This is a genomic window from Acinetobacter sp. YH12251 (assembly GCF_013417465.1).
Taxonomy (GTDB): domain Bacteria; phylum Pseudomonadota; class Gammaproteobacteria; order Pseudomonadales; family Moraxellaceae; genus Acinetobacter; species Acinetobacter amyesii.
Genome location: NZ_VPDZ01000003.1, coordinates 114,616 through 137,466, shown reverse-complemented (window position 1 = coordinate 137,466; position 22,851 = coordinate 114,616). Strand labels below are relative to the sequence as shown.

23 protein-coding genes are annotated in these 22,851 nt (G+C 40.8%); 16 read left to right on the top strand and 7 right to left on the bottom strand.

Annotated elements, in window-relative coordinates:
* Window positions 1–116 precede the first annotated feature (116 nt).
* From FTV27_RS03905 to rplS, 11 genes are all read left to right on the top strand, one after another.
* Window positions 117–665 (top strand): Tfp pilus assembly protein FimT/FimU, encoded by a 549-nt coding sequence (locus tag FTV27_RS03905; RefSeq protein ID WP_180077101.1) that lies wholly within the window; start codon window positions 117–119, stop codon window positions 663–665.
* Entirely contained in the window at window positions 665–1,183 is a 519-nt protein-coding gene (gene pilV / locus FTV27_RS03900) for a type IV pilus modification protein PilV (RefSeq protein WP_180077100.1), read from the top strand. The genes FTV27_RS03905 and pilV overlap by 1 nt, the downstream gene beginning before the upstream one ends.
* Complete coding sequence (locus tag FTV27_RS03895; RefSeq protein ID WP_180077223.1) at window positions 1,183–2,148, top strand: PilW family protein; 966 nt, start codon at window positions 1,183–1,185, stop codon at window positions 2,146–2,148. The genes pilV and FTV27_RS03895 overlap by 1 nt, the downstream gene beginning before the upstream one ends.
* Complete coding sequence (locus FTV27_RS03890) at window positions 2,141–2,947, top strand: pilus assembly PilX N-terminal domain-containing protein (RefSeq protein ID WP_180077099.1); 807 nt, start codon at window positions 2,141–2,143, stop codon at window positions 2,945–2,947. The genes FTV27_RS03895 and FTV27_RS03890 overlap by 8 nt, the downstream gene beginning before the upstream one ends.
* A 19-nt stretch (window positions 2,948–2,966) precedes the next feature.
* The gene (locus FTV27_RS03885) at window positions 2,967–6,716 is read left to right on the top strand and encodes a VWA domain-containing protein (protein ID WP_218949517.1); all 3,750 of its coding nucleotides are present in this window, start codon (window positions 2,967–2,969) and stop codon (window positions 6,714–6,716) included.
* Between the two features lie 9 nt (window positions 6,717–6,725).
* Window positions 6,726–7,259 carry a type IV pilin protein gene (locus FTV27_RS03880; RefSeq protein ID WP_218949522.1) on the top strand — a complete coding sequence of 178 codons (534 nt, stop codon included), beginning with the start codon at window positions 6,726–6,728 and terminating at the stop codon, window positions 7,257–7,259.
* Entirely contained in the window at window positions 7,253–7,711 is a 459-nt protein-coding gene (locus FTV27_RS03875) for a type IV pilin protein (RefSeq protein WP_180077098.1), read from the top strand. Before FTV27_RS03880 ends, FTV27_RS03875 begins: the two co-directional genes overlap by 7 nt.
* Before the next feature lie 144 nt (window positions 7,712–7,855).
* A complete protein-coding gene (rpsP, locus tag FTV27_RS03870) occupies window positions 7,856–8,113 on the top strand; it encodes a 30S ribosomal protein S16 (protein ID WP_078189354.1) in 258 nt (85 codons plus the stop codon).
* A 17-nt stretch (window positions 8,114–8,130) separates the two neighbouring features.
* Window positions 8,131–8,679 (top strand): ribosome maturation factor RimM, encoded by a 549-nt coding sequence (rimM, locus tag FTV27_RS03865; RefSeq protein WP_180049205.1) that lies wholly within the window; start codon window positions 8,131–8,133, stop codon window positions 8,677–8,679.
* A gap of 42 nt (window positions 8,680–8,721) precedes the next feature.
* Window positions 8,722–9,462 carry a tRNA (guanosine(37)-N1)-methyltransferase TrmD gene (trmD, locus tag FTV27_RS03860; RefSeq protein WP_180077097.1) on the top strand — a complete coding sequence of 247 codons (741 nt, stop codon included), beginning with the start codon at window positions 8,722–8,724 and terminating at the stop codon, window positions 9,460–9,462.
* A 138-nt stretch (window positions 9,463–9,600) separates the two neighbouring features.
* Window positions 9,601–9,972 carry a 50S ribosomal protein L19 gene (gene rplS / locus FTV27_RS03855; protein ID WP_078189351.1) on the top strand — a complete coding sequence of 124 codons (372 nt, stop codon included), beginning with the start codon at window positions 9,601–9,603 and terminating at the stop codon, window positions 9,970–9,972.
* A 61-nt stretch (window positions 9,973–10,033) separates the two neighbouring features.
* Here the strand turns inward: rplS and FTV27_RS03850 are convergent, their stop codons facing one another.
* The 4 genes from FTV27_RS03850 to FTV27_RS03835 form a co-directional block, all read right to left on the bottom strand.
* The gene (locus FTV27_RS03850) at window positions 10,034–10,999 is read right to left on the bottom strand and encodes a triacylglycerol lipase (RefSeq protein ID WP_180077096.1); all 966 of its coding nucleotides are present in this window, start codon (window positions 10,997–10,999) and stop codon (window positions 10,034–10,036) included.
* A gap of 202 nt (window positions 11,000–11,201) precedes the next feature.
* The gene (locus FTV27_RS03845) at window positions 11,202–12,212 is read right to left on the bottom strand and encodes a triacylglycerol lipase (protein WP_180077095.1); all 1,011 of its coding nucleotides are present in this window, start codon (window positions 12,210–12,212) and stop codon (window positions 11,202–11,204) included.
* Window positions 12,213–12,579: 367 nt separating this feature from the next.
* A complete protein-coding gene (locus FTV27_RS03840) occupies window positions 12,580–13,560 on the bottom strand; it encodes an esterase/lipase family protein (protein ID WP_373683060.1) in 981 nt (326 codons plus the stop codon).
* Window positions 13,561–13,602: 42 nt separating this feature from the next.
* Entirely contained in the window at window positions 13,603–14,631 is a 1,029-nt protein-coding gene (locus tag FTV27_RS03835; protein WP_180077094.1) for a lipase secretion chaperone, read from the bottom strand.
* A gap of 153 nt (window positions 14,632–14,784) precedes the next feature.
* On the opposite strand from FTV27_RS03835, the gene truB reads away from it, so the two are divergent.
* From truB to FTV27_RS03820, 3 genes are all read left to right on the top strand, one after another.
* A complete protein-coding gene (gene truB, locus FTV27_RS03830) occupies window positions 14,785–15,693 on the top strand; it encodes a tRNA pseudouridine(55) synthase TruB (RefSeq protein ID WP_180077093.1) in 909 nt (302 codons plus the stop codon).
* Window positions 15,694–15,719: 26 nt separating this feature from the next.
* Entirely contained in the window at window positions 15,720–16,493 is a 774-nt protein-coding gene (locus FTV27_RS03825) for a TSUP family transporter (protein WP_180077092.1), read from the top strand.
* Window positions 16,494–16,628: 135 nt separating this feature from the next.
* Complete coding sequence (locus tag FTV27_RS03820) at window positions 16,629–17,090, top strand: hemerythrin domain-containing protein (RefSeq protein ID WP_078192502.1); 462 nt, start codon at window positions 16,629–16,631, stop codon at window positions 17,088–17,090.
* A gap of 82 nt (window positions 17,091–17,172) precedes the next feature.
* Here FTV27_RS03820 and FTV27_RS03815 read toward each other — a convergent pair whose 3' ends face one another.
* The 3 genes from FTV27_RS03815 to serA form a co-directional block, all read right to left on the bottom strand.
* Entirely contained in the window at window positions 17,173–18,051 is an 879-nt protein-coding gene (locus FTV27_RS03815; RefSeq protein WP_180077091.1) for a DMT family transporter, read from the bottom strand.
* A 117-nt stretch (window positions 18,052–18,168) separates the two neighbouring features.
* A complete protein-coding gene (locus tag FTV27_RS03810; RefSeq protein WP_180077090.1) occupies window positions 18,169–19,038 on the bottom strand; it encodes an EamA family transporter in 870 nt (289 codons plus the stop codon).
* Between the two features lie 117 nt (window positions 19,039–19,155).
* On the bottom strand, window positions 19,156–20,388 hold the full coding sequence (serA, locus tag FTV27_RS03805) for a phosphoglycerate dehydrogenase (protein WP_078192852.1): 1,233 nt from the start codon (window positions 20,386–20,388) through the stop codon (window positions 19,156–19,158).
* Between the two features lie 373 nt (window positions 20,389–20,761).
* On the opposite strand from serA, the gene FTV27_RS03800 reads away from it, so the two are divergent.
* Window positions 20,762–22,171, top strand: coding sequence for an FAD-binding oxidoreductase (locus FTV27_RS03800; RefSeq protein WP_078189543.1), 1,410 nt, complete (start codon window positions 20,762–20,764; stop codon window positions 22,169–22,171).
* 191 nt (window positions 22,172–22,362) lie between these two features.
* A complete protein-coding gene (locus FTV27_RS03795) occupies window positions 22,363–22,734 on the top strand; it encodes a hypothetical protein (protein ID WP_078192499.1) in 372 nt (123 codons plus the stop codon).
* Window positions 22,735–22,851 lie beyond the last annotated feature (117 nt).

Genomic DNA, 22,851 nt, shown 5'->3' with positions numbered 1-22,851 from the left:
ATTGCTTTTTGGCAATTATCTGTTTTTTTATGCCTTTTATCCTTATTTGTGTTGGTTTTGTAATTTAATTGGGTATTATTTTTAATAGGGTAAGGTTTTGTTGCCTTGGGGGGAGTATGCAGAAAAATAATGGGTTTACGTTAATTGAGTTGATGGTGACGATTGCTGTAATGGCGATTATTGCCATGATGGCTGCGCCTTCTTTTGGGGATATACTTAATAGAAAGCGACTAGACGCAAATACAAAAGAATTGATATTAGTTTTAAGTCAAGCACGCAGTCAAGCCGTTCTACTTAAAACAAATACAGTTGTTCAGCTAAATGGGAGTACAACAGCTACACCAACCAATTTTTTTTGGGTATCAAAAAATGTCGATATTACGTTGGAAGGTGTTCCTCAGGGATATAATTCACCACCCGATATTGTGTTTAGCCCACAGGGTATAATGTTGCCAAGAAGTTTTGTAAAAATGAAGGAAGTAACTAATGAAGATGGTAAAAAAGAATGGGTCGCTGATCAAATATTGGTAAATAATAAAGCTGAAAATCAGATAGAAAATTATCCGAGAATAATAACTATTTGTTCACAAAAACTAAAAAAATCGAAAGTTATTACATTTTCGGTTGTTGGCGCATTTGAGTCAATGGAAGAGGGGAGTTGTTGATGAAAATCCATAATCAACAAGGTGTTGGGCTCATGGAAGTTTTAGTGGCATTAATCTTACTTTCTATTGGTGTGCTAGGGTATACCGCATTGCAGGTAAGAGCAGTTGAAGCCTCTACGGAAGCAGCTCAACGATCGCATGCTATTTTTGTGCTAAAAGGCCTTGCTGAAAGCATTAGGGCCAATAATGCAGGAAGAGCTTCGTATATGGGGTTAGTAAATCAAGATATACCTAATACTATTTCTACCGCCTGCATAAATCCAACAACCCCCGGATGCAATGCTGCGGCATTGGCTAGAAATGATGTGCAGCAAGCTCAAGCCAATGCACGTAATTTTGGTTTGCATCTGCGAATGGAAAATTGCCCTGGGACAACAAGTGTTACGGTAGCAGATCGTAGAAATTGTCTTTTTGCTGCATGGGGAGAAACTAACATAAGTCAAAATACGACACAGTGTATGAGTGTTGCAGGTGTTTATGTGGTTGGATCTAGTTGCATGATGATGGAGGTTTATTGATGAACATTCATGATAAGCAATCAGGATTTACACTATTAGAGCTGATGGTTGCTTTAACTTTGGGGTTGATTGTGACAGCGGCTGCAGTTCAACTTATTTTGGGAAGCTTTATTACGACAAGGCTGCAGGAAGCAAACTCTCAGATACAAGATAGTGGCTTATTTGGCCTTGATTATATTGTTAAAGATATTCAAATGTTGAATTTTGGCAATAGTAACCAATATGAAATAAAATCAAATACTCCTAGAGGGGGGCTGATTTTAACTGCAGGGACTGCGACCTCCAACTTAAATGTAACATTGAGTGGGACAATTACTGCAGAAAATGTTGTTAGTCGATCTAATGGCCCGTCTAATATGTCAGGTATTGCAAGTGATCAGTTGACAATTCAATTTATTGCACCTACTGCAATGTTTAATTGTGAAGGTGTATCTGTTCGAACTGGTGACTTAATTGTTCAGCGGTATTTTTTAAGACAAGATAATAATTCTTTATCACTGGTTTGTGATGCTAATACACCGACACCTGCCACAACTACTGAAGAAAAAACAAACGCAGATGGAACTAAAGAAAAAATTGTCAAAGATAACCCCACACAAAATAATCCAACAACGATTAATGGTTTGGGAGTTCAGGCTCAAGTTATTATTCCAAAAGTTGATCAGTTTAAAGTGCTGTTAGGTGGTATGACTGATGCAGGAAATTTGGCGTATTACGATATTGAAACCTTTAAGACAAAATCGAATTTACGAGTGGTTGCTGTAAAATTAAGTGCCTTGATTCGCTCTGATAGCGTGGTTCCGAGCCAAAATATTAACCCTGCTCAGACATTCGATCTGTTTGGCTCTACGGTAACGGGTTTATCTGGTACCTTGGTTGATACAACGGCTGCTAATAGGGTTCCAAGACAATTATATATAGCGACTGTTGCACTCAGAAATGGTTTGGGGCGAAATAATGATTAATCAAAATAATATTATGTTCAAAAAGAACCAAAAAGGAGCAACTCTTATGGTTGTTCTTTTCTTGCTCCTAATTATCATGGTAGTGGGTACTTATGCTATTAAAATGGGTGTCACCTCTCTAGGGATTTCTACTAATGCACAAATTAACCAATTACTGAGTCAATCTGCGGACACACCATTAAATAAATATTTAAATACAGCAGATTTAAGCAGGCTTGTTAGCTATACGACAGCGGTTGGTGCAGCTATTGATGATAAAGGTGTAAATAAGGAATTTATTTTCTGTTATAAGCCAACTAATAATAGGGCTTTTGGATTAAATGCAGATACCTCAATAATTACTGCAAATGAGACTGGCGATGATGCGCGGTTGGTTAATAGTGGCGTGTCTGGCTTTTGTGATATCGAGCGTGATTTTGGCAGTGCTAGGCAGGCAGTAGTGACGCAAGTTGCAATCACTATCCCTAAATCACGAGATGCAACAAAAAGCCCCGGTGATAATTTGGTGCGAGGCACAAATTTAAGTGAGGGTACAGGATTGCCTAAAAATTTAGTTTCTCAGGATACAATTCGAGTAACGACTACAGCCTTTTTACCAGCCTATGCAAATACTAGCTTAAATAATGTTCAAACCAATTGTTTGTCTTCAAATAAAACTTATATTTCAGATAATTTAAATGAAGATTTGTCAACCAAGAAAACTCTTAGAGAGTGCTTAAGTGAATACAATATTCCCGTTGTAAGCCAAGTACAAGAGTTTACGTTGGCAGCATTTTTAAAACAAACAGAAGCACCTTAAGCTAAGTCGGAGATATATTATGCAACTTAAAAAAAATCAAATGACTGTGCTGAGTGCTTCTTTGACGGCTCTTATGTGCAGCAGTGTTACACAAGCTAGTGACTTACAAATTTATGCCATGCCGACAGCTGGACAAAAAACACTTGTAATGATGTTGGATACGTCAGGGAGTATGAAAGACCCGACGGGTGTTAAAGATGTTAATCGCTTACAGGCAATGAAAAATGGTTTAAATGCTGTTTTAAACAGCACTGATCCAAAATTAGATAACATTGTAATGGGTTTAGGTCACTATTCTTATAATGGTGATGGTAAAACAGGGGTAATAAAAGTAGAGGCAAAAAAATTAGGGGCTGTTGGTTCTGAACAACGTATAGCTCTGAAAAATGCTGTGAGTGACTTATCTGCGAGTGGTAATACCCCTACAGCTCATGCATATGCTGAGGCTGCAGCTTATTTGATGGGGACGAGTCCATTATTAGGTGTTAAGCAACCAGATACCGACCCGATATATTACAGAACTAACAATACACCGGCGGTTTGGTATAGGAATGATTGTTATTGGTGGGGATGTAGTTGGTCGAAAATTACAAATAGCCCTAACATTGATGGTCTAGTAAGTGAGGTTAAATCTGGTAATACTTATTATTATGCTCAGAAAAACTCATCTTTTTATGCCTCTAATGTGTTGGTTCGTGACGGTGTGAAGTATAAGTCACCTTTACCGGAGTCTTCAAAACGAGTCAGTTGTGATGGACAGGGTATTTATATACTTTCTGATGGTGAACCTAATGGGACTAGCGATACAGAATCACAAGAATTAATGCAGAAAGTATTAACAAATCCAAACACTACGACATTATCTGACTTTAATTGTTCAGCTGCTGGTACTAATTTATCAAATATTAAAAATAATACTGGTTGGAAATGCATGGGGGCATTTGCGCAAAAACTATATAGTAATACCAATTATGCTGGAGTAAAAATTCAAACAGCTTTTGTTGGATTTGGCTCTGATTTTAATAGTTTGACTAAGGATAATGTAAAAAATGCTTGTAAATTAGGGTCTCGTTTGAAAGGTGATGATTGTTCGTACTATCAAACTGACGGATTAACTAAAAATAATGTTGATCATGCCAATCCAGTAGGCGGGTATGGTAATGGTGGTTTTTATACGGGGAATAGTGCGGCTGATGTAACCACAAGCGTTTTAAACTTTATTGATAATTTAGGTACAGATCCCCTAGCGCCATTGCCGACGGGCACCCTTTCTATTCCTGTAGATGCCTTAAATCCCAATGGGTTGCAGAATGTCGGTTACCTGCGCATGTTGGAGCCAAATCCAGCCCAACCCAGTTTGTTGGCTTGGGTTGGAAACTTAAAAAAATATAGTCTTAATAATGGCGTGCTGGTTGATGGAACAACTAATATTTTTAATGCGAAAGGTGATTTTGAAACAGCAACAAAAAATTTATGGGGTGCTCGGACTCAAAATGATGGTGGGAAAATTAACGTAGGCGGTGCTTATGAAATGATGCCAGTTCCCATTGCTTCTAGCCCAGCAAAGTTCAGAAAAGTATTTACAGACGCGGGGAGTTCAAATGGTACAACTATTACTGCATTATCGACTCTAAAAAATAATGGTGAGTATGATGTAGCTAAGCCATTGATGCAGATTCCTAAATTAGCAACAGGAACAATCAGCTCTAAGGATTCAATTCTTAACCAATTTAGAAACCAAGATGTTTTAAAAAGTTTTCCATTAGCGGTTCGTTTAAAGCTGCTGAATTATATTGGATTTAAAGTCGATACTGCTTTAGAGGATTTCCCAGAAAATGCTGCTGTAAATTATGAAGGATCACCTTATTTTTCGATGGGAGGAATAATTCATTCGTTTCCAGTACAAATGACATATTCAGGTACTGTAACTGAGTCAGGCGAGTTAGCAACAAGCGATATTGAATTACCAGACGGAACAATATTAAAGCCGCGTAAGCAATCTATTTTGTATGGTTCGATGGAAGGTGGTTTGCATATTGTTGATGGAACAACTGGTGAGGAACAAATGGTGTTCTTACCATCAGAAATATTAAATAAGCCAAATGAATCAAATGCCTTGGTTAAATCTGGTTCTGGTACACCAGCACCGGCACATGGCGTGGACTCTCCTTGGATAGTTGATGCTGAGTATAGGGCGGAGGGTAAATATCCAGCTTCACAAATTAAAGCAACTAAAATGAATATTTTTGGCGGGTTGCGAATGGGTGGTTCTAGCTATTATGCCTTAGATGTTCTTGATACTAGCGAGCCGAAGCTTAAATTTAGAATAGGAGCAGATCAATTAAATTACACTAGAATGGGGCAGTCTTGGTCGAAACCTGTATTAATTAATATCCGTTATAAAGGTGTGCCAACTCGGGCGATGGTTGTTGGCGGTGGATATGATGCGTGTTATGAAAATCCACGTTTTAGATTAGGTGTAGCTAATCCTTCAGAATATCAACTAAAAGATTCTACTGGAAATGTAGTTGATACTTGTAATAAAACAGAGACTAAAGGTAATGCTGTTTATGTAATTGATGCTGAAACTGGTAAGCGTTTATTTTGGGTCAGTAATACTAATTCTGATGCGAATAACTCTAATTTAAAACATAGTATTGTTTCACGTATTAGTACTTTAGATCGAGATGGTGATGGTTATGTGGATCATTTGTACTTTGGTGATTTAGGCGGTCAAGTTTTCCGTGTTGATATGGATAACTATCAAACCAAAAGTACAACTAGTGGTGCAATCACATATTCGGACTTTGGGGTTCGTACAGTTAGATTGGCTGATTTAGCAACTACATCAGCAGGTGCTGCAATAACGAATGGTGATAACCCTCGGTTATATGAACCTGTGACTTTGACAATCCATGATGAGGGTGGAAAAACATTTATTTTGGTTGGTGCTGCTTCTGGAGACCGTAGTACACCATTAGATGTTGCCCCTGTTAAGGGGCGTGATGGTTTAAGTCCACTAGTAGCCTTGACAGACCGTCCGACCAATAAAGTTTATGGTTTGTTTGATTTGGACTTTATTAATAAAGACTTGATCACAAATAGAGCGCTTACTGGTAATTATACAACAGCAACGACAGTAGTGGATGTGCCGTTTGAAAACCGTTTGAAAACTACGAATTTGACTTTAGCGGATTTATTAGCAAATCCACAAACAAGTATTTCAGGTAACGAAACAATCTATAGCAAGTTTTTTAATGCAACAGTACCTAAACAGGGATGGTATCGCTCACTTTCTTGGAGTTGGGATACAACGAGTGCTGGTGCCGAATTAGCAAATAACACTTTTAGACAATCAGGTGGTTTAAAGGCTTTTGAAGAGCCTATTGCAATTGGAAATAATTTATTTCTTTCTGTTTATGATCCAGAGGGAACTGGTATAACACCTCAAGACCCTTGTTTGCCTCGCGTTATTGGTGAGACCGACCGTCAGCAATATTGTTTGCCTTTTGGTATTTGTACAACCGCAGCGGGAGCTAATGATTTAGAGCGAGAGAAGAAATCTGGCTTTAGGGTTGAAAATGTCGGTGGGCAGTATAAAAACACAAATGTAGTTGGAAAGGGTATTCAAGGCTTGGCATTAGCGAATAATGGTGGTGGTGGCGGTAATAGCTGTGGTAATTACACCTTATCAACGAATAATGCAGGTTTAGGTAATTGGCAATGTACTCGTGTATTGAATCCAACACGTTGGTTTGAGAAAAGGTAGGAACATGAGATGATAAAATCTAATCGTGGCTTTACCTTAATCGAAGTTATGGTTGTAGTGATGGTTATGGCGATTATAGCAGCCATCGCTTTTCCAAGTTATCAGGCTTATGTCCGTAGGGCAGCAGAAGCTGGTGTAACTCAAGAGATACTTAAAATTTCAGAATTGCTGGAAAAGCATAAAGCAAAAAACTTTACATATAAATGTTTTGATTTGCAGGATTACTACGGTGGGGCGTTGGATAATTTAACAGCTATTAATTATCCAATTAATGCTGTCGGCACAAATGTGCAGTACACATTAACTTTGGTTGATAGCAGGGCGAATAATCAAGTCCTAGTTGATGCTTCTTGTAATGATCCTGATTCCGATACATTGGGTTTGGCTCAGCAATGGGCAATTATAGTAACGAAAAATACATCCAATACATTGGTTAAAGACAAGAGTTTTAACTTTTTGATGACGAGTGAAGGAAATAAATGCAAGAATAAGGCTAACTTAGTTACTCGTACAGGCTGTGGCGAGGGGGCTGAGAAATGGTAAATCGTGGTTTTACTTTAGTTGAATTAATGATTGTAGTCGCTATTATTGGAGTATTAGCTGCTATAGCCTATCCAAGCTATCAAGAATATGTGCGTAAGACCAAAAGAGTGGATGCGCAAACTGAGATGTTAGAAATAGCCAGAAAGTTGAGCAACTTTAAAGCAAGTAATTATAGTTTTCGAGGTGCAAACATCGTAAATCTAGATATTCCAAACAGTTTACCCCGCACAGGACAAGCGCTTTACAATATTGTGATTACTCCTGTAGCAGATGGGGTGTTGACTGGAGAGACATGGACAATGACAGCAACTCCTGTTCCTGCTCAACAACAAGCAGGTAATGGCCATTTGGTTCTAAACTCTCGCGGCGAGCGTTGTTGGACAAAAGGCTCAGATAAAAACAATGGAAATCCTTGTACTCCATCTGCCACCTCAAACTGGGACGGTAAATAACCTCAAATTCAAAATTGTGGATAAACACTTTTTGATCTTTCATTCAGGGCAAATTTCACGTAAAATATTGCCCTCTATGAAAGGGGTTTGAAATGTATCGATGGTCGGTACAGGGATAATCCGTAAAAACTATAAGGTTCTATCATGGTTGTTATTCGTCTTGCACGCGGTGGTGCTAAAAAACGTCCGTTCTATCAAATCATTGTGACTGATAGCCGTAATGCACGTGACGGTCGTTTCATCGAACGTATCGGTTTCTTCAACCCTACAGCTCAAGGTAAAGCAGAAAAACTTCGTTTAGATGCTGACCGTTTTGCTCACTGGGTTTCACAAGGTGCTCAACCTTCAGAACGTGTTGCTTCTTTAGCTGCTGAAGCTAAGAAAGCTGCAGCTACTGCTTAATTAGTAGTAGGTTACCCATGACACCAACACAGAATGTTCCCGAAGATCGTATTCAGATTGGACAGCTACGTTCAGCATATGGATTAAATGGGTGGCTCTGGGTCTATTCCAATACAGAACCTATGAGCAATATTTTTGACTACCTCCCTTGGTACATTGAGACCAAAGCAGGTTGGCAAACAGTAGATGTAAAACGTTGGAAACCACATGGCAAAGGCTTAGTTGTTTCGCTAAAAGGTGTGAGTGATCGTACCGCGGCAGATAACTTGGTTGGCGCAAATATCTGGATCTCTAAATCGCAACTGCCTCAAGCAGGCGTGGATGAGTACTACTGGTCAGATTTGAAGGGCTTAACAGTGTTAGGTCTTGGAGAAGATGAGCAAGAAGTCAACCTTGGTCAAATCCACGAATTGTTTGAAACAGGTGCTAACGACGTGATGGTAGTTCGCGCTACTGCTGAGAGCGTCGATAGCGAAGAGCGAATGATTCCATGGCATAAAGATGTGGTACAGCGTGTTGATCTCGAAGCTGGTCGTATCTACGTAAATTGGGGCGTAGATTATTAATCCTTTAAGGATTGACGCAGCAGGAAAATAGAGGAGTCTGCGATGTTTTTTGCAGTCATTACGCTTTTTCCTGAAATGTTTGAAGCGATTACAGCCTACGGTATTAGCGGGCGCGCAGCAAAACGTGACATTGTGCAAGTTCATTGTATCAATCCACGCGAATTTGCTGAGGGCAACTACAAAAGAGTGGATGAACGTCCATTTGGTGGTGGTCCAGGTATGGTGATGATGGCTGAGCCATTAGCGAGAGCAATTCATCGTGCCAAACAGCTTGCCAAGCAAGCGGGTGCTGTTCATGTCCCTGTGGTGTATATGTCGCCGCAAGGAAAAACCTTAAATGAACCTTCGGTACAAGATTTCGTCAAATATGATGGATTGATTGTATTGTGTGGTCGTTATGAAGGTGTAGATGAGCGTTTGATCCAACAATATGTTGATCAGGAATGGTCAATAGGCGATTACGTTTTATCTGGTGGTGAACTTCCTGCGATGGTTTTATTGGATAGTGTGATTCGGAGACTTCCGGGTGCAATGTCTGATGAGCAATCACATGTGCAAGACTCATTTGTGGATGGTCTTTTAGATTGCCCACAATATACCAAGCCAGACCATTTTGAAGGTTTAGATGTTCCTGAAGTATTAAAATCGGGACATCATGCCAATATTGAGAAGTGGCGGTTTTTGCAGCGATATCAACGCACTTTAGAACGCCGACCTGAGTTGGTTGAAAAAGTTGAATTGACCAAGCAGCAAAAGAAATGGCTAAAAGATTCCAAGGTTTAATTTTTTAAATCTTATATTAGGCTCTTTATGCATTGAAGCGGTCAAGCATAAAGGGAAAGTCAATCGGGTCTATGCGCTTTAGCCTCTAGCCCCAGCGATGATTAGACCTCTTCTAACTCGCATAATCGGAGATACCCCATGAGCGGTAAACATCCTTTAGTACAAGCTGTTGAAAATGCACAGTTGAAACAAGACATCCCTGCTTTTGCTCCTGGTGACACAGTAGTTGTTCAAGTTAAAGTAAAAGAAGGTGAGCGTGAACGTCTTCAGGCATTTGAAGGTGTTGTAATTGCTAAGAAAAATCGTGGTTTGAACTCTGCGTTCACAGTACGTAAAATTTCTAGCGGTTTCGGTGTTGAGCGTGTATTCCAAACTCACTCACCAATCGTTGCTGGTATCGAAGTGAAACGTCGAGGTGACGTTCGTCGTGCTAAACTTTACTACCTACGTGAATTGTCTGGTAAAGCTGCACGTATTCGTGAAAAATTACCAGCTCGTAAAGCAAAATAATTTGTTTTACAACGCTGTAAAAAATGCGCCTTTTGGCGCATTTTTTATGCGAGAAAGAAAATTATAAACCTTGAGATTTTAGCCGGTTTGCATGTTGACGATAGACATCGACAGGATCTGGTGCGAACAACGCTTTGAGACCAAGCACTTGGTTGACTTCATCTAAATGGTTCCAGTTGTAGTTATCACGAATGGTTTTACCAAACTTGGCACTACAGCGTGATACGAGGCCATCATTGTCTTTTCCGCCATCGATCAGTAATGCGGTCACTTTTAGTGCTGAGTCTAAATCTAAAATATTGGTGATTTGGCCCACACCTGTAAATGAATAGTTATAAATGCCTTTTTCCACGCTATTACCATCAGCACAATTGGATTTAGGCAAGCCCAGAGGGAATGCGGTATTGTACTTTGCAGAACCCGCTAGCGTTAAACTTGAACCACCTGCCAATGCATCATGAGGATAAGTCGTTGGATCTAGACCTTGCGCCCAAACAATGGCTTTAGAGACAAAATTCACAGCTCCGACCAAGGGTGCTTCGACAGCGGTGCCTTCAGCTTTTAAAATTAAATCTGCAACAGGGGAGCCTTGATGAGGTCCTGCAACACTGGTTAATGAAGCCACGACATCTGGGCGCACACCGGCAACATAACGAATCGTTGGTCCACCATGACTATGTCCAATCAAATTCACTTTATCTGCACCGGTGAGTGCTCGGATTTCAAGGACCTGTTGTAAAAGTTGTTCGCCACGTACTTCGGTGGAGTTAAACGGCGATACGCGCGTTGCCCAGACATTTGCACCATTGCGGGCAAGATCAGGCAGGATTTGATACCAATAGTCGAGTCCAAAAGAGTCCGTACCAACGGTAATGAAACCACCCATACCATGGTTAAATACGATTGGATATTTGGTCTTTGCATAGCTAGAACTAGCTTTGGCGGTGACTTGGGTTGCTTGCGATGCAGATACATTACCGATGCATGTAGCTGCAATTAAACCTGCTAAAAATGGTCCGTATTTCATGAGCGATCCTCAATGTATTATTGTTTTTTGACAATATTTATTGTCACTTCTAATAAAGCAATAAAGACCACCTGTTGCAAATTGAAAAAGATTAACTGTGACGCTAAATGTAACAAAATAAAAGAGCATGATTTATCAGATCGATTAAAGTAAATAAGAGGGCCGAAGCCCCCTTAGTGAATTGAAACTTCAACGATAAGAATTAAAGTCCTTGCAGTTTTAAACGGTTAGCATGTTGACGGTACAGTGCCACAGGATCTTGTGCAAATAGACCCGTTAAGCCGAACATCATATTGGCTAAATCGGTATGGTTAAGTTTGTAGCTGTCGTTAATGACTTTACCGATATAAGCACTACAACGTGCAACCATACCGTCATTGTCTTTATTACCATAAGACAATGGCCCGAGTTGCATCAGGATCGTGTCGATATCAAGTAGATTTGTGGTTTGCGCAACACCCGTCCATGAATAGTATTGGATGCCTTTGCTGTCGACTTGCTTCAAGTTCTTACTGCAATTTTCTGAAGATGCCAAAACACCGTCAGCTACAGCAGATTTTGCAACCGTACTGTTAAATGTAGCAGAACCTTTTTGTGATAATGATTTCATAGAAGCATCGAAATCAATTTCAAGCTCAGGTTTTGCCTGACCCAAAGCAATCAATGGGCCGACAATATAATCACCTAAAATATTGAAGGCAGTACGAGAAAGTGAGTTGCCTTGAATATCATCCGCTACTTTAGAGCCGTGATAGGTCCCTGCAACACCTGTAATAGACGCAATGTACTGTGGTTTTGTTTGAGCCACATACAATACCGTTGGGCCACCATGAGAGTGACCGATTAAGTTAAGTTTTGGCTTCCCTGTAATAGCCAAAACATCTTCAACTTGTGCAATTAACTGCTCACCACGATGTGCTGTGGTATTTGCAGGAGATAATTGCGCTGCGAATACGGTTGAGCCATTTCGTGCCATATCTGGCAAGATTTGGTACCAATAATCCAGTCCAATGGTGTCGGTACCGATACGTGACCAACCGAGCCAACCATGCACCATTAAAATTGGATATTTGGTTTTTGCGTAGTCAGATTTTGCCGTTTCCTTCACCTGGAGGACGCTAGGCGCAGCTTGAGTGCTTGCCGATATACTGATCGCTAAGCTTGCAATTGCAGCTACAGAGGCCATCTTGGCCGTGTTTACTAAAGATCGCATAAATGTTCCTTGATCTGATGTTGTTTTTATTACTTTTTAATAATGAAAATACTCTCTATTTTTAAGCATCATCTTTGTGATTGGCCAGGCCATATCTTTGATTTTAGAGAGTTTGAATAGACAAAGATGCCTTGTCATTTTTTCATGCTCGGTTTGAAATTCCATGTCATTTTAGGACATGGACGGCATTGAGGTGACAAGTATATTTATATACATTCGTCTTTTATTTTTGCTATTTATTTTAGTTGTTATTATTGAATAACTTATTGAATTAAATTGTTTAATGCGTACAAATAAAAAAATTGTAAACAAAAAAGGACGTCCAAAGACGTCCTGTTCAGTGCTGAAAGGGAGCCAACTTTTGAAGCTACAGTCCCTGTAATTTTAAACGATTGGCATGTTGGCGGTAGAGCGCAACTGGGTCAGGTGAAAATAGGCTGCGTAGACCAAAGACCATATTCACTTCATCTAAGTGGTTGTGATTGTAGTCATCACGGATTACTTGTCCGATGTGGGTGCTACAGCGTCCAACCAAACCGTCATTGTCACGATTTCCATAGGCCAAAGGGGCAAGCTGACTAATCACTGTATCTAGTACATCTAATACATTCGTGGTTTGTGCTGTACCTGTCCATGAGTAGTAATACACGCCATTGTCGACTTTGGCACCCGACTGATTACAGTTCGCAGCCAGTGCTGCGGTTGGAAATTTTGCATTAAATTCAGCAGAACCTTTTTCACTGATCGCGGTAAGTGATGCATCAACACTGTTGGGTAGACTCGAGTTGCCTTCAGCCCAAGTAATAATCGGTGCTAAGAGTTGATCGCCAAGGACCCCAAAGACTGAGTTAATAGTTTTATTCGCTTGGATTTTATCTGCGACTAGAGAGCCACGATAAGTGCCTGCAACCCCAGTCACCGAAGCCACATATTCAGGTTTGATCGCTGCAATGTAGCGAGTTGTCGGTCCACCATGTGAATGACCAATGAGGTTCACTTTGGGTTGGCCGGTCAGAGCAAGAACTTCTTCGACTTGAGAGAGCAATTGCTCACCACGGACTTCTGTCGACTCTAGCGGAGAAACTTGGGCAGCAAAGGTATTGGCCCCATTACGAGCTAAATCTGGCAAAATTTGATAAAAATAATCCATGCCAAAGCTGTCAAAACCAATGCGAGTAAACCCGAACATACCATGGGTAAACACAATCGGATATTTGGTCTTGGCATAGTTTGCCGAGCTGTTGGCGGTGACATGTTGGAGTCCTGGCGCCGCTTGGGATTGTGTGCTGGAGATCACTGCTGATGCAGCGATGATTGCGCATAAAAGAGCTTGTGGTTTTTTCATCATTTCATCCTGAAATTGAAGTTGTTTTTAAATTGTTGTTTGCAGTTATTCTGCGAAAGGTAATTTTCCACCTTGATCATGCACAGATTCAAAGGTACTGACGCGGAGCTGATCTTCCTTCGATTTAAAATGTTGATTACGGAGTTGCTGCACCGCTTGTTGTTTCGCACTGTCACTCATATTGCTTTTCACAATGCTGTCACGCTCTGTGAGGTATTGATTTACGCTAGATTTCCAAGAGCTGCGCTGGCTGTCTAGATTTTCAAGGCGCTGAGTAGCTTCTGGACCCACTAAATTTAACCGCATTTGATGGATTTCTTCGCTTGAACCACCACGGGCTTTAATGTCTGCTGTGAGCTTGCGTAAATCTTCAAGTTTATTGATTTGTTCCAGATTTTCTTTCCAATCTTCTGGGAGTTCATCAAACAGGGCTTTTAGTTTTTTGGCTTTTTCTGATTCAGACAGTTTTTTGTCATTTACTACTTCCATCCGTTTCAGCGTGTATTCGTGATAAGTATTTTCCTTGCCAAATAAACCTTCAATTTCATAATCAGAAAAGAACTGTTTTCTTAAATTTTGTGTGCTGCTGTAGATCGAGCGATAATATTGTGGTGATTCTTTGTCGTCACTTGGTGGCTGTAAATGACCTAATTGTTCACGATATTTCATATAGCGATCCCACAAATCATAAATTTGGGATAGCGCAGGTTCTTTATGACCTTGTGCAATGTAGGTTTTAAAATCCTTTTTGATTTGATCTATCGACTTTTCACCATATTGAGTGATGAAATATTCAAAACAATTCCGTGTTTGTTCGTTCACGATCAGACGGTTTGAACCATCCATACTGATTTGACAGTTAACTTCCGTGTCTTGTTGACTTGGACTGAGCAGTGAAGAACCGCTTGTGGCTTGTGCTGTAGCATTTTCGCCCTGCGCTAAAGGCGTATTTTGTTGTTGAACCGATTGATCTGAAGGATCATTTCGTGATGCTTTTGGCGCCAGCCAATATATGAATGCAGCAACTGCGATAACGACCAAGGCTATGATGAGCCAAAGTTTATTTTTTTGCATATCCCAATGCACCTTTATTCCGTTTTTAATTGTTCTAGAGTTCTAAATGCGAACTCAATATGACATAAAACGCAGATAAAAACATAGAAGAGTTGTAAACGTTAGAGGTGGGTTGTTACCATTGCGCTGTTCCTGTATTAGCCAAATTTTGACATGAAAAAAGCCTCTCCTAAGATCCAACGTCGTCCTGTACATGGTGTATTTTTATTAAATAAGCCTTTGGGCATTAGCTCGAATGCTGCATTACAAAAAGTGCGTTGGTTGTATCGAGCACAAAAAGCAGGACATACAGGTGCGCTAGATCCATTAGCCTCAGGTTTATTACCAATTTGCTTAGGTGAAGCAACAAAGTTTTCGCATTTTTTATTGGATTCGACTAAACGTTATAAAACCACCGTCTTTTTAGGACACAGTACCACGACGGGTGATGTGGAAGGTGAAGTACTATTAGAGCAAGCTGTTCCAACATTGACTGAAGAAAATATTCAAAATGTCTTGGCGCAATTTGTAGGGGATATTCAACAAATTCCACCCATGTATTCGGCATTGAAAAAAGAAGGCCGCCCTTTATATGAATTGGCACGTAAAGGGATAGAAATTGAACGAGAAGCACGTCCAATTTCGATTTATGCCATCGAGTTATTATCATTTAATGAGAATAGTATTACACTCGACATCACCTGTTCTAAAGGCACGTATATTCGTGTATTAGGCGAAGATATTGCCAAAGCATTGGGTACTTACGGACATTTAACCTATCTACACCGTATTCAAACGGGTCATTTTGATCTTAACCCAAGCTTTACCATTGAATATTTAGAGAGTCTGACCGAAGCTGAGCGTGAAGCATTATTGCTGCCGGTGTATTCACCTGTCGATCATTTTTGCAAAGTGCAAGCGCCGGAAGGTCGAGCTGAATATTTTAGTCGTGGAATGGAAAGTAATATTGAGCATGCTGCGGAAGCGCAGGTTTTGGTATTTGATGGGGAACGTTGCTTAGGTCTAGCGGAAATTACCGATCGTAAGCGCTTAGTACCAAAACGTGTATTAAATCTTGAATAGTCATCAACAGCCATTGAAGCCAAATTATGGAAATTGAAATTATTTTAAGCCTCTTATTTTTTGCATTTTTTGCCGGTGCAATTGATGCAGCAGTGGGGGGCGGAGGATTAATTCAAATTCCAGCCATTATGAATGCCATGCCGCACTTATCTCCGGCGACGGTGTTTGGCACCAATAAGTTGTCTTCGATTTTTGGTACAGCGTCAGCTTCCTATTCTTTTTTACGCCAAGTCAAACTCCGTTGGAAATTACTTGCGGTCATTGCAAGCTTTGCATTTGTTGCCTCCTTTGTGGGAGCAGCCTGTGTATCAATGATTCCAAAAGAAGTCTTACGTCCTTTCGTTTTGGTCATGTTGATCGTGATTGCGATCTATACCTTTGCCAAAAAACAATTTGGTCAGGTGCATGTACGCCAAGAACTGACTCCTAAAATCCTCGGTCTTGCCGCTATTGGTAGTCTGGTGATTGGCTTTTATGACGGCATCTTTGGGCCGGGTACGGGCAGTTTCTTTATTTTCTTTTTTATTCGTTATCTACAAGCAGACTTTTTACATGCCTCTGCTTTGTCAAAAGTCGCCAACTTAACCACAAATCTAGCTGCACTGAGTTTCTTTGCGCCCACTGGCCATGTGTTATTTGCGATAGGCTTGATGATGGCTATAGCAAATATTTTAGGCTCGATCGTTGGTGTACGTGCGGCGATTAAATACGGCAGTGGTTTTATTCGAATTCTATTTTTGATTTTGGTGAGTATTTTGATTGTACGGTTGGGTTATCAAACCTTTACGGGACAAGCTTAAAACAAATCTTAACAGAGCGTTGCTGAATTCTGTCGCTGAAATGATTAGTATGAAAATAAGCGACTCGTTTGAGTTGTGGATAATAATTAAATTTCATAATACACAATTAGCTAAGCATCAGAGGTCATCACTACAATGAATATATTTGAAGCTTTACGCCAAAGTCATGAAAAGCAACGTGAACTTGCTGAAAAACTCATTCAAACATCAGGGGATACACCTGAGCGTCGAGATTTATTTGAGCTGCTCAAAAATGAGTTATTTGCTCATGCTGTTGGCGAAGATCGTTATTTTTACATCCCGTTAATGATGACTGATTCAGGCCTAAACATCACCCGTCATGCATTGGCGGAACATCATGAGATGGATGAATTATTAGAGCAACTGACGGAAACTGAATTTAGTAATCCAGGTTGGTTGGCAATTGCGAAAAAGTTATCTGAAACGGTACATCATCATTTGCAGGAAGAAGAACATGGCTTTTTTCAGCAAGCGGGTAAAATCTTAGATGAAAAACAAAAGGAAAGTTTAGCCAAACAATATTTGGCAGAATATAAAAAATACAAGAAGGCGGATAAAGACAGTTTGACGGGATAAATATTAGTGAGTTTTGAGGACAAATTCCAAATTAAAAAAGACGGCAGAGGTCGTCTTTTTATTTCAGCGATAAAGATGAAAATTAGTTTGATCCGCTAGTCGTTGTAGTGCGAGAGGAGCGCATTGTCACCCCGACCGAGGCAAGCATAATACACACCAAAGCAAGCCATTGCCCTATATTAATGCGTTCTCCCAATACCACCATACCCGTAATGGCTGCCAAAGCAGGTGAGATACTCGACAATGTGCCATAACTCAGCTTGCTTAGAATCTTCAATGCTTTGAGGTCAAGGGCATAAGGTATGGCTGTAGCTAAAATCGCAATCAACAAGGCTTTAGGCCAATATTGTGTATCCAATAAAGCTGATGCGTTGTTATAGAGGCCGATGGGTAATAAGGTCAATGCCGATAAACTAATGGCGATGGTCAGTGCATGCATACCAATATTTTGGTGTACCACTTTTTGCCCGAAATAAATATAAAAGGCCCAACAGAGTCCGGCAGCCAATGCACACGCCGCACCAATCAGTGAGAAATTGCCGCTTTGAGCTTGTCCCCAAGGCACCATCAACGCGATCCCTAAGATCGCCAAAAACACCCAGATATAGTCACTACGATTTTTAATCGACAGCAGTGCCAAACCCAGTGGGCCAATAAACTCGAGTCCAACGGCAATGCCTTGAGGGAGTTTGCCCAGTGACATATAGAACAAGACATTCATCAGGCACAGGGCTGCGCTATAGCAGAGTAAATCACGCCATTTTAAAAATGAAAGTCGTTTTAAAATGTGCCAAGAGCGGAACATCAAACAAATAATAATCGAGGCAAAACACAGCCTTAAAATGGTTACGCTCAGTGGGTCTAGTACCAAAAACAGTTGTTTGGCAAATGAAGCACTGATCTGATAGGAGATCATGGAGAGCACCATGAAAACAACAGCGAGAAGTTGTGAATTTGGCATGCGGCACACAGTTGTTGGGCGGTGTTGAGCCCTATTTTTGAGTCAGTACAGTATAGCGGTTAATGCTAACAATTGAGTGAATTTTAACATTTGACCAAATCATGATGGATTTTGAATTTAAATGACTTTGGCTTTTTGCGTGGTATAAGTACAGCCAATCGAAGCACTGATAATCACTGCTAATGCCAACCATTGTGTCCATAACAATTGTTCATGCAAAAAGATAAAACCCGAGAGAGCGGCAACAGCGGGTTCCAAACTCATGAGTGTACCGAAACTCAGCGCAGTCATGTTACGTAGCGCAATCATTTCTAGAGTAAAAGGTAAAGCACTGGCTAAGGTCGCAAGTGCAATAAAATACAGCAGACTACTTGGCTCAAACGCCTGTGCCGGCATACCTGCAAAGATTGCGATGGGCATCAGAACACACATGCCGACAAACATACCTAAACAAACCGTATGGTTGCCTGAAACGCCAGAGGGTTTCTGACCTGCCACGATATAGAGTGCCCAGCAGGCACCTGCGCCAAGGGCGAGGGCAATGCCCACGGGATCAAGTCGTTGTGCAGCTTGATCAAAAGGAAACAGCAAAATTAGGCCTAGAATTGCAAGGCCGACCCAGACGAAGTCGAATTTTCGTCTTGCTGCCAATAGCGCAACACTTAAAGGGCCAATAAATTCAAAAGACACGGCAATGCCGAGAGGTAGGCGATCAATGGACAAGTAAAACAGCATATTCATGCCTGCAAGCGCACAGCCATAGCTGATAATTGCAGACCATTTGACTTGTTTAAAATTGATTTGCCAAATTTTAAAGATGATCGCCAAGATTAATGCACCGAGCAGTAAACGCATCGCGGACACGGTCAGGATGGGAAACTGACCAAACAGGTATTTGGCTAAAGAACCACTGCTTTGCATACTGATCATTGCAATAAGCAAGATCAGTGGTGCTTGTAGGGCAGGGGTAATTTTAAAATTTGGCATAGACTAAATTTGTTTCGATGACTCGAAGAGCGGGAGAGTGGCACTAGCCAGATTTTAAAAGTTTATTACAATAAAAAAACCACAGCCCGAAGGCTGTGGCTTCAGTGTCTAAGGTGATTAGAACAATACGCGAACTCGGATCGTACCTTCCACTTCGTGAAGTGTATCCAATGCTTCTTTAGAAGCAGTTGCGTCAACGTCCATCACTAAGTAACCGACATCACCTTTGGTCATTAAAGACTGACCAGAGATGTTGATACCGTGTTCAGCAAACAAGTTGTTGATTTTTGAAAGCACGCCTGGCACGTTTTTGTGGATATGAAGTAAACGGTGTTTGCCTTCAGTCAACGGTAACGCGATTTCTGGGAAGTTCACTGCAGATAAAGTCATACCTTTATCAGAGTAAGCAACGAATTTTTCAGCAACTTCAAGACCGATGTTCGCTTGCGCTTCCATCGTTGAACCACCCACGTGAGGAGTCAAAATCACGTTGTCTAAGCCACGAAGTGGAGAAACGAATTCTTCACCGTTTGCTTTTGGTTCTTTAGGGAATACGTCTACAGCCGCACCAGCAATATGACCAGATTTGATTGCATCAGCAAGATCTTCAATGATGACACATGTACCACGTGCAGCATTGAGGAAGATTGCGCCTTCTTTCATTTGAGCAAATTGGTCTTTGCCGAAGAAGTTGCGAGTTGATGGAACGTCTGGAACGTGTAGAGATACGACGTCTGCATTGGCAAGAAGTTCACCCATAGAACCGACTTGACGTGCATTACCCATTGGAAGTTTAGTTACGGCATCGTAATAAATTACGTGCATACCTAAACTTTCAGCAAGTACAGAAAGTTGCGAGCCAATCGAACCGTAACCAACAATACCTAAAGTTTTACCACGAGTTTCAAATGAACCGACTGCAGACTTGTTCCAACCACCACGGTGAGTTGAAGCAGATTTTGCAGGAACACCACGAAGTAATAGAATCGCTTCAGCAAGTACTAGTTCAGCAACTGAACGCGTATTTGAGTATGGTGCGTTAAATACTGGAATACCGCGAATCATTGCAGCATTTAAGTTCACTTGGTTTGTACCGATACAGAAACAACCCACAGCAATCAGTTTGTTCGCCGCTTCAAAAACTTCTTCAGTTAATTGAGTACGTGAACGAATACCAATGAAGTGAGCATCTTTAACCGCTTCTTTCAACGCTTCACCCTCAAGCGCAGTTTTACGGTAGTCAATGTTGGTGTATCCAGCAGCATTTAGAGTGTCGATTGCGTTTTGGTGAACGCCTTCTAACAACAAGAAACGAATTTTATCTTTAGGTAAAGAAAGATGTTGGCTCATTACGGCTCCGCTACAAAGGCCAAATTTAGTGCGCATATAATAGCATAGGAAGTCGCCCGATATACATTTCCTTTATGACCGACGTCATGGCTATTTTGGCGAATGATGAGTCAATATTTTTTAGATTTGGTCTAATTAACTTGGTCATATTCCTCGTGACATTTTGAAATCACGTTTTTCTTTGGGTTTTGTCAAAAAAAGCCCAGTTATAGCTTATAATGGTGCCGCTCAAAATCATCATGACCAATTCCCTGACATTTTGATGCGCTCTGTTTCAGGCTTTTTCCCTTGAAATATGCGTTACCGCAGTTTTGACTGAATGAAGTCTGGACCTTTAAAAAAACTTGTTTACTTCTTGCAAGGTCTGAAAACGATGAATGCTCCAGTCGCTTTAACCCCAGAGTTATTGACCCAATTGACCGCTATTGTTGGCGAAAGCCGAATTAAAACCGATGCGGATAGTCTCCAAAATTGGGGTCGTGACCATACTAAGCACTTCGATCCAAACCCGTCGGTCGTCGTTTTCCCTTCAAGCACAGAACAAGTTCAACAAATTGTAAAACTTGCGAACCAATTTAATGTTGCGATCACACCAAGTGGCGGTCGTACAGGTTTGTCTGCGGGTGCTGTGGCTGCTAACGGTGAAATCGTGGTGAGCATGGACAAGATGAACCAAATCTTGGAATTCTTCCCAGCTGACCGTATGGTACGCGTACAAGCAGGCGTGGTGACTGAACAACTTCAGAACTATGCTGAAGAACAGGGCATGTACTACCCAGTTGATTTTGCATCTTCAGGTTCATCTCAAATTGGCGGCAACATTGGTACCAACGCCGGTGGTATTAAAGTTATCAAATACGGCATGACACGTAACTGGGTGTTGGGCATGACCGTGGTTACAGGTAAAGGTGACATCCTGCGCTTGAACAAAGGCATGATCAAAAACGCGACTGGTTATGCGCTTCAACACTTATTTATTGGTGGTGAAGGTACTTTGGGCCTCGTGACTGAAGCTGAAATCAAACTTGAACGCCAACCCCATGACTTACAAGTGTTGGTTCTTGGTGTGCCTGATTTTGATGCGATTATGCCTGTTCTACATGCCTTCCAAAAGAAAATTGACCTGACTGCATTTGAGTTCTTTGGTGAACTTGCGATGCAAAAAGTATTGGACAATGGCCATGTACAACGTCCGTTTGAAACACCATGTCCATTCTATGTATTACTTGAGTTTGAAGCACCATTTGAACCGATCATGGATGCGGCAATGGAAATCTTTGAACATTGCATGGAACAAGGCTGGGTACTGGATGGCGTGATGAGCCAAAGCTTAGACCAAGTACATAGCTTATGGCGTTTACGTGAAGACATTTCAGAGTCAATCGCACCGTTCACTCCATACAAAAATGACATCTCAGTTCTGATTACACATGTTCCTGCATTTATTAAAGAAATTGATGCAATTGTGGAAGCGAACTACCCAGACTTTGAAATTTGCTGGTTCGGTCATATTGGTGACGGTAACTTGCACTTAAATATTTTGAAACCTGCGGATTTAAGTAAAGATGAATTCTTTGCAAAATGCCAAGTGGTAAACAAATACGTATTTGAAACTGTGAAAAAATATGACGGTTCAATTTCTGCAGAACATGGCGTGGGTATGACTAAAAAGCCTTACCTCGATTACACACGTTCAGCAGAAGAAATTGAATATATGAAAGCATTGAAAAAAGTATTCGATCCAAATGCAATTATGAACCCAGGTAAATTGTTCGATCTTTAATTTTTAAAGACGTACTAGAACGCATCTTCGGATGCGTTTTTTTATGGCTATAAAACGCCTTGTTTGCCGTGCATGGATGAGAAACAGCACGTTGATTTTGTGGACTGGACTACTTCTTTTACATTGCTTAAATAGTGTTTTGGACAAATGTTCGGCATGATAGGACTGAATAATAAATTTGAGTTGGTTCTATGTATCGTTTAATTGCTGTGTCTGCATTGTGTGTGGGGATGTTGGCGGGTTGTGCGACAACGCAGAAAATTGTGTCTAAAGTCGGTTCTTCTGCTACGCCACTCGATCAGGTATTAAAAGAACGTCCTGATTTGCGTAAAGAGCTGTCGACTGTAGAAATTCGTCAGTATTTTAACCGTGTTGAGTCGCCAAATGCGGGGCAGGTGAAAGTGACGGAAACGGGTTTGATGGATGATTCGGTGAAATCAATTCGTACTATTTATAGTTTTAGATTGGTGGATGGTGACTGGCAGCGTGTAAATACGCAAAAGGAATATCAGTGCCAACGTGGTAAAAATACCAAGACTTTCCAATCAGCGAAGTGTCCTTAAATTATAAAAAGTTAAGGTCTAAATTTCTTATTAAATATTCAGCATGACGGGGTCCTTTCATTTTAAATTCGATGATTGGAGCTCGTATCTACTTTTGTTTCGGCAAAAGTAGCAAAA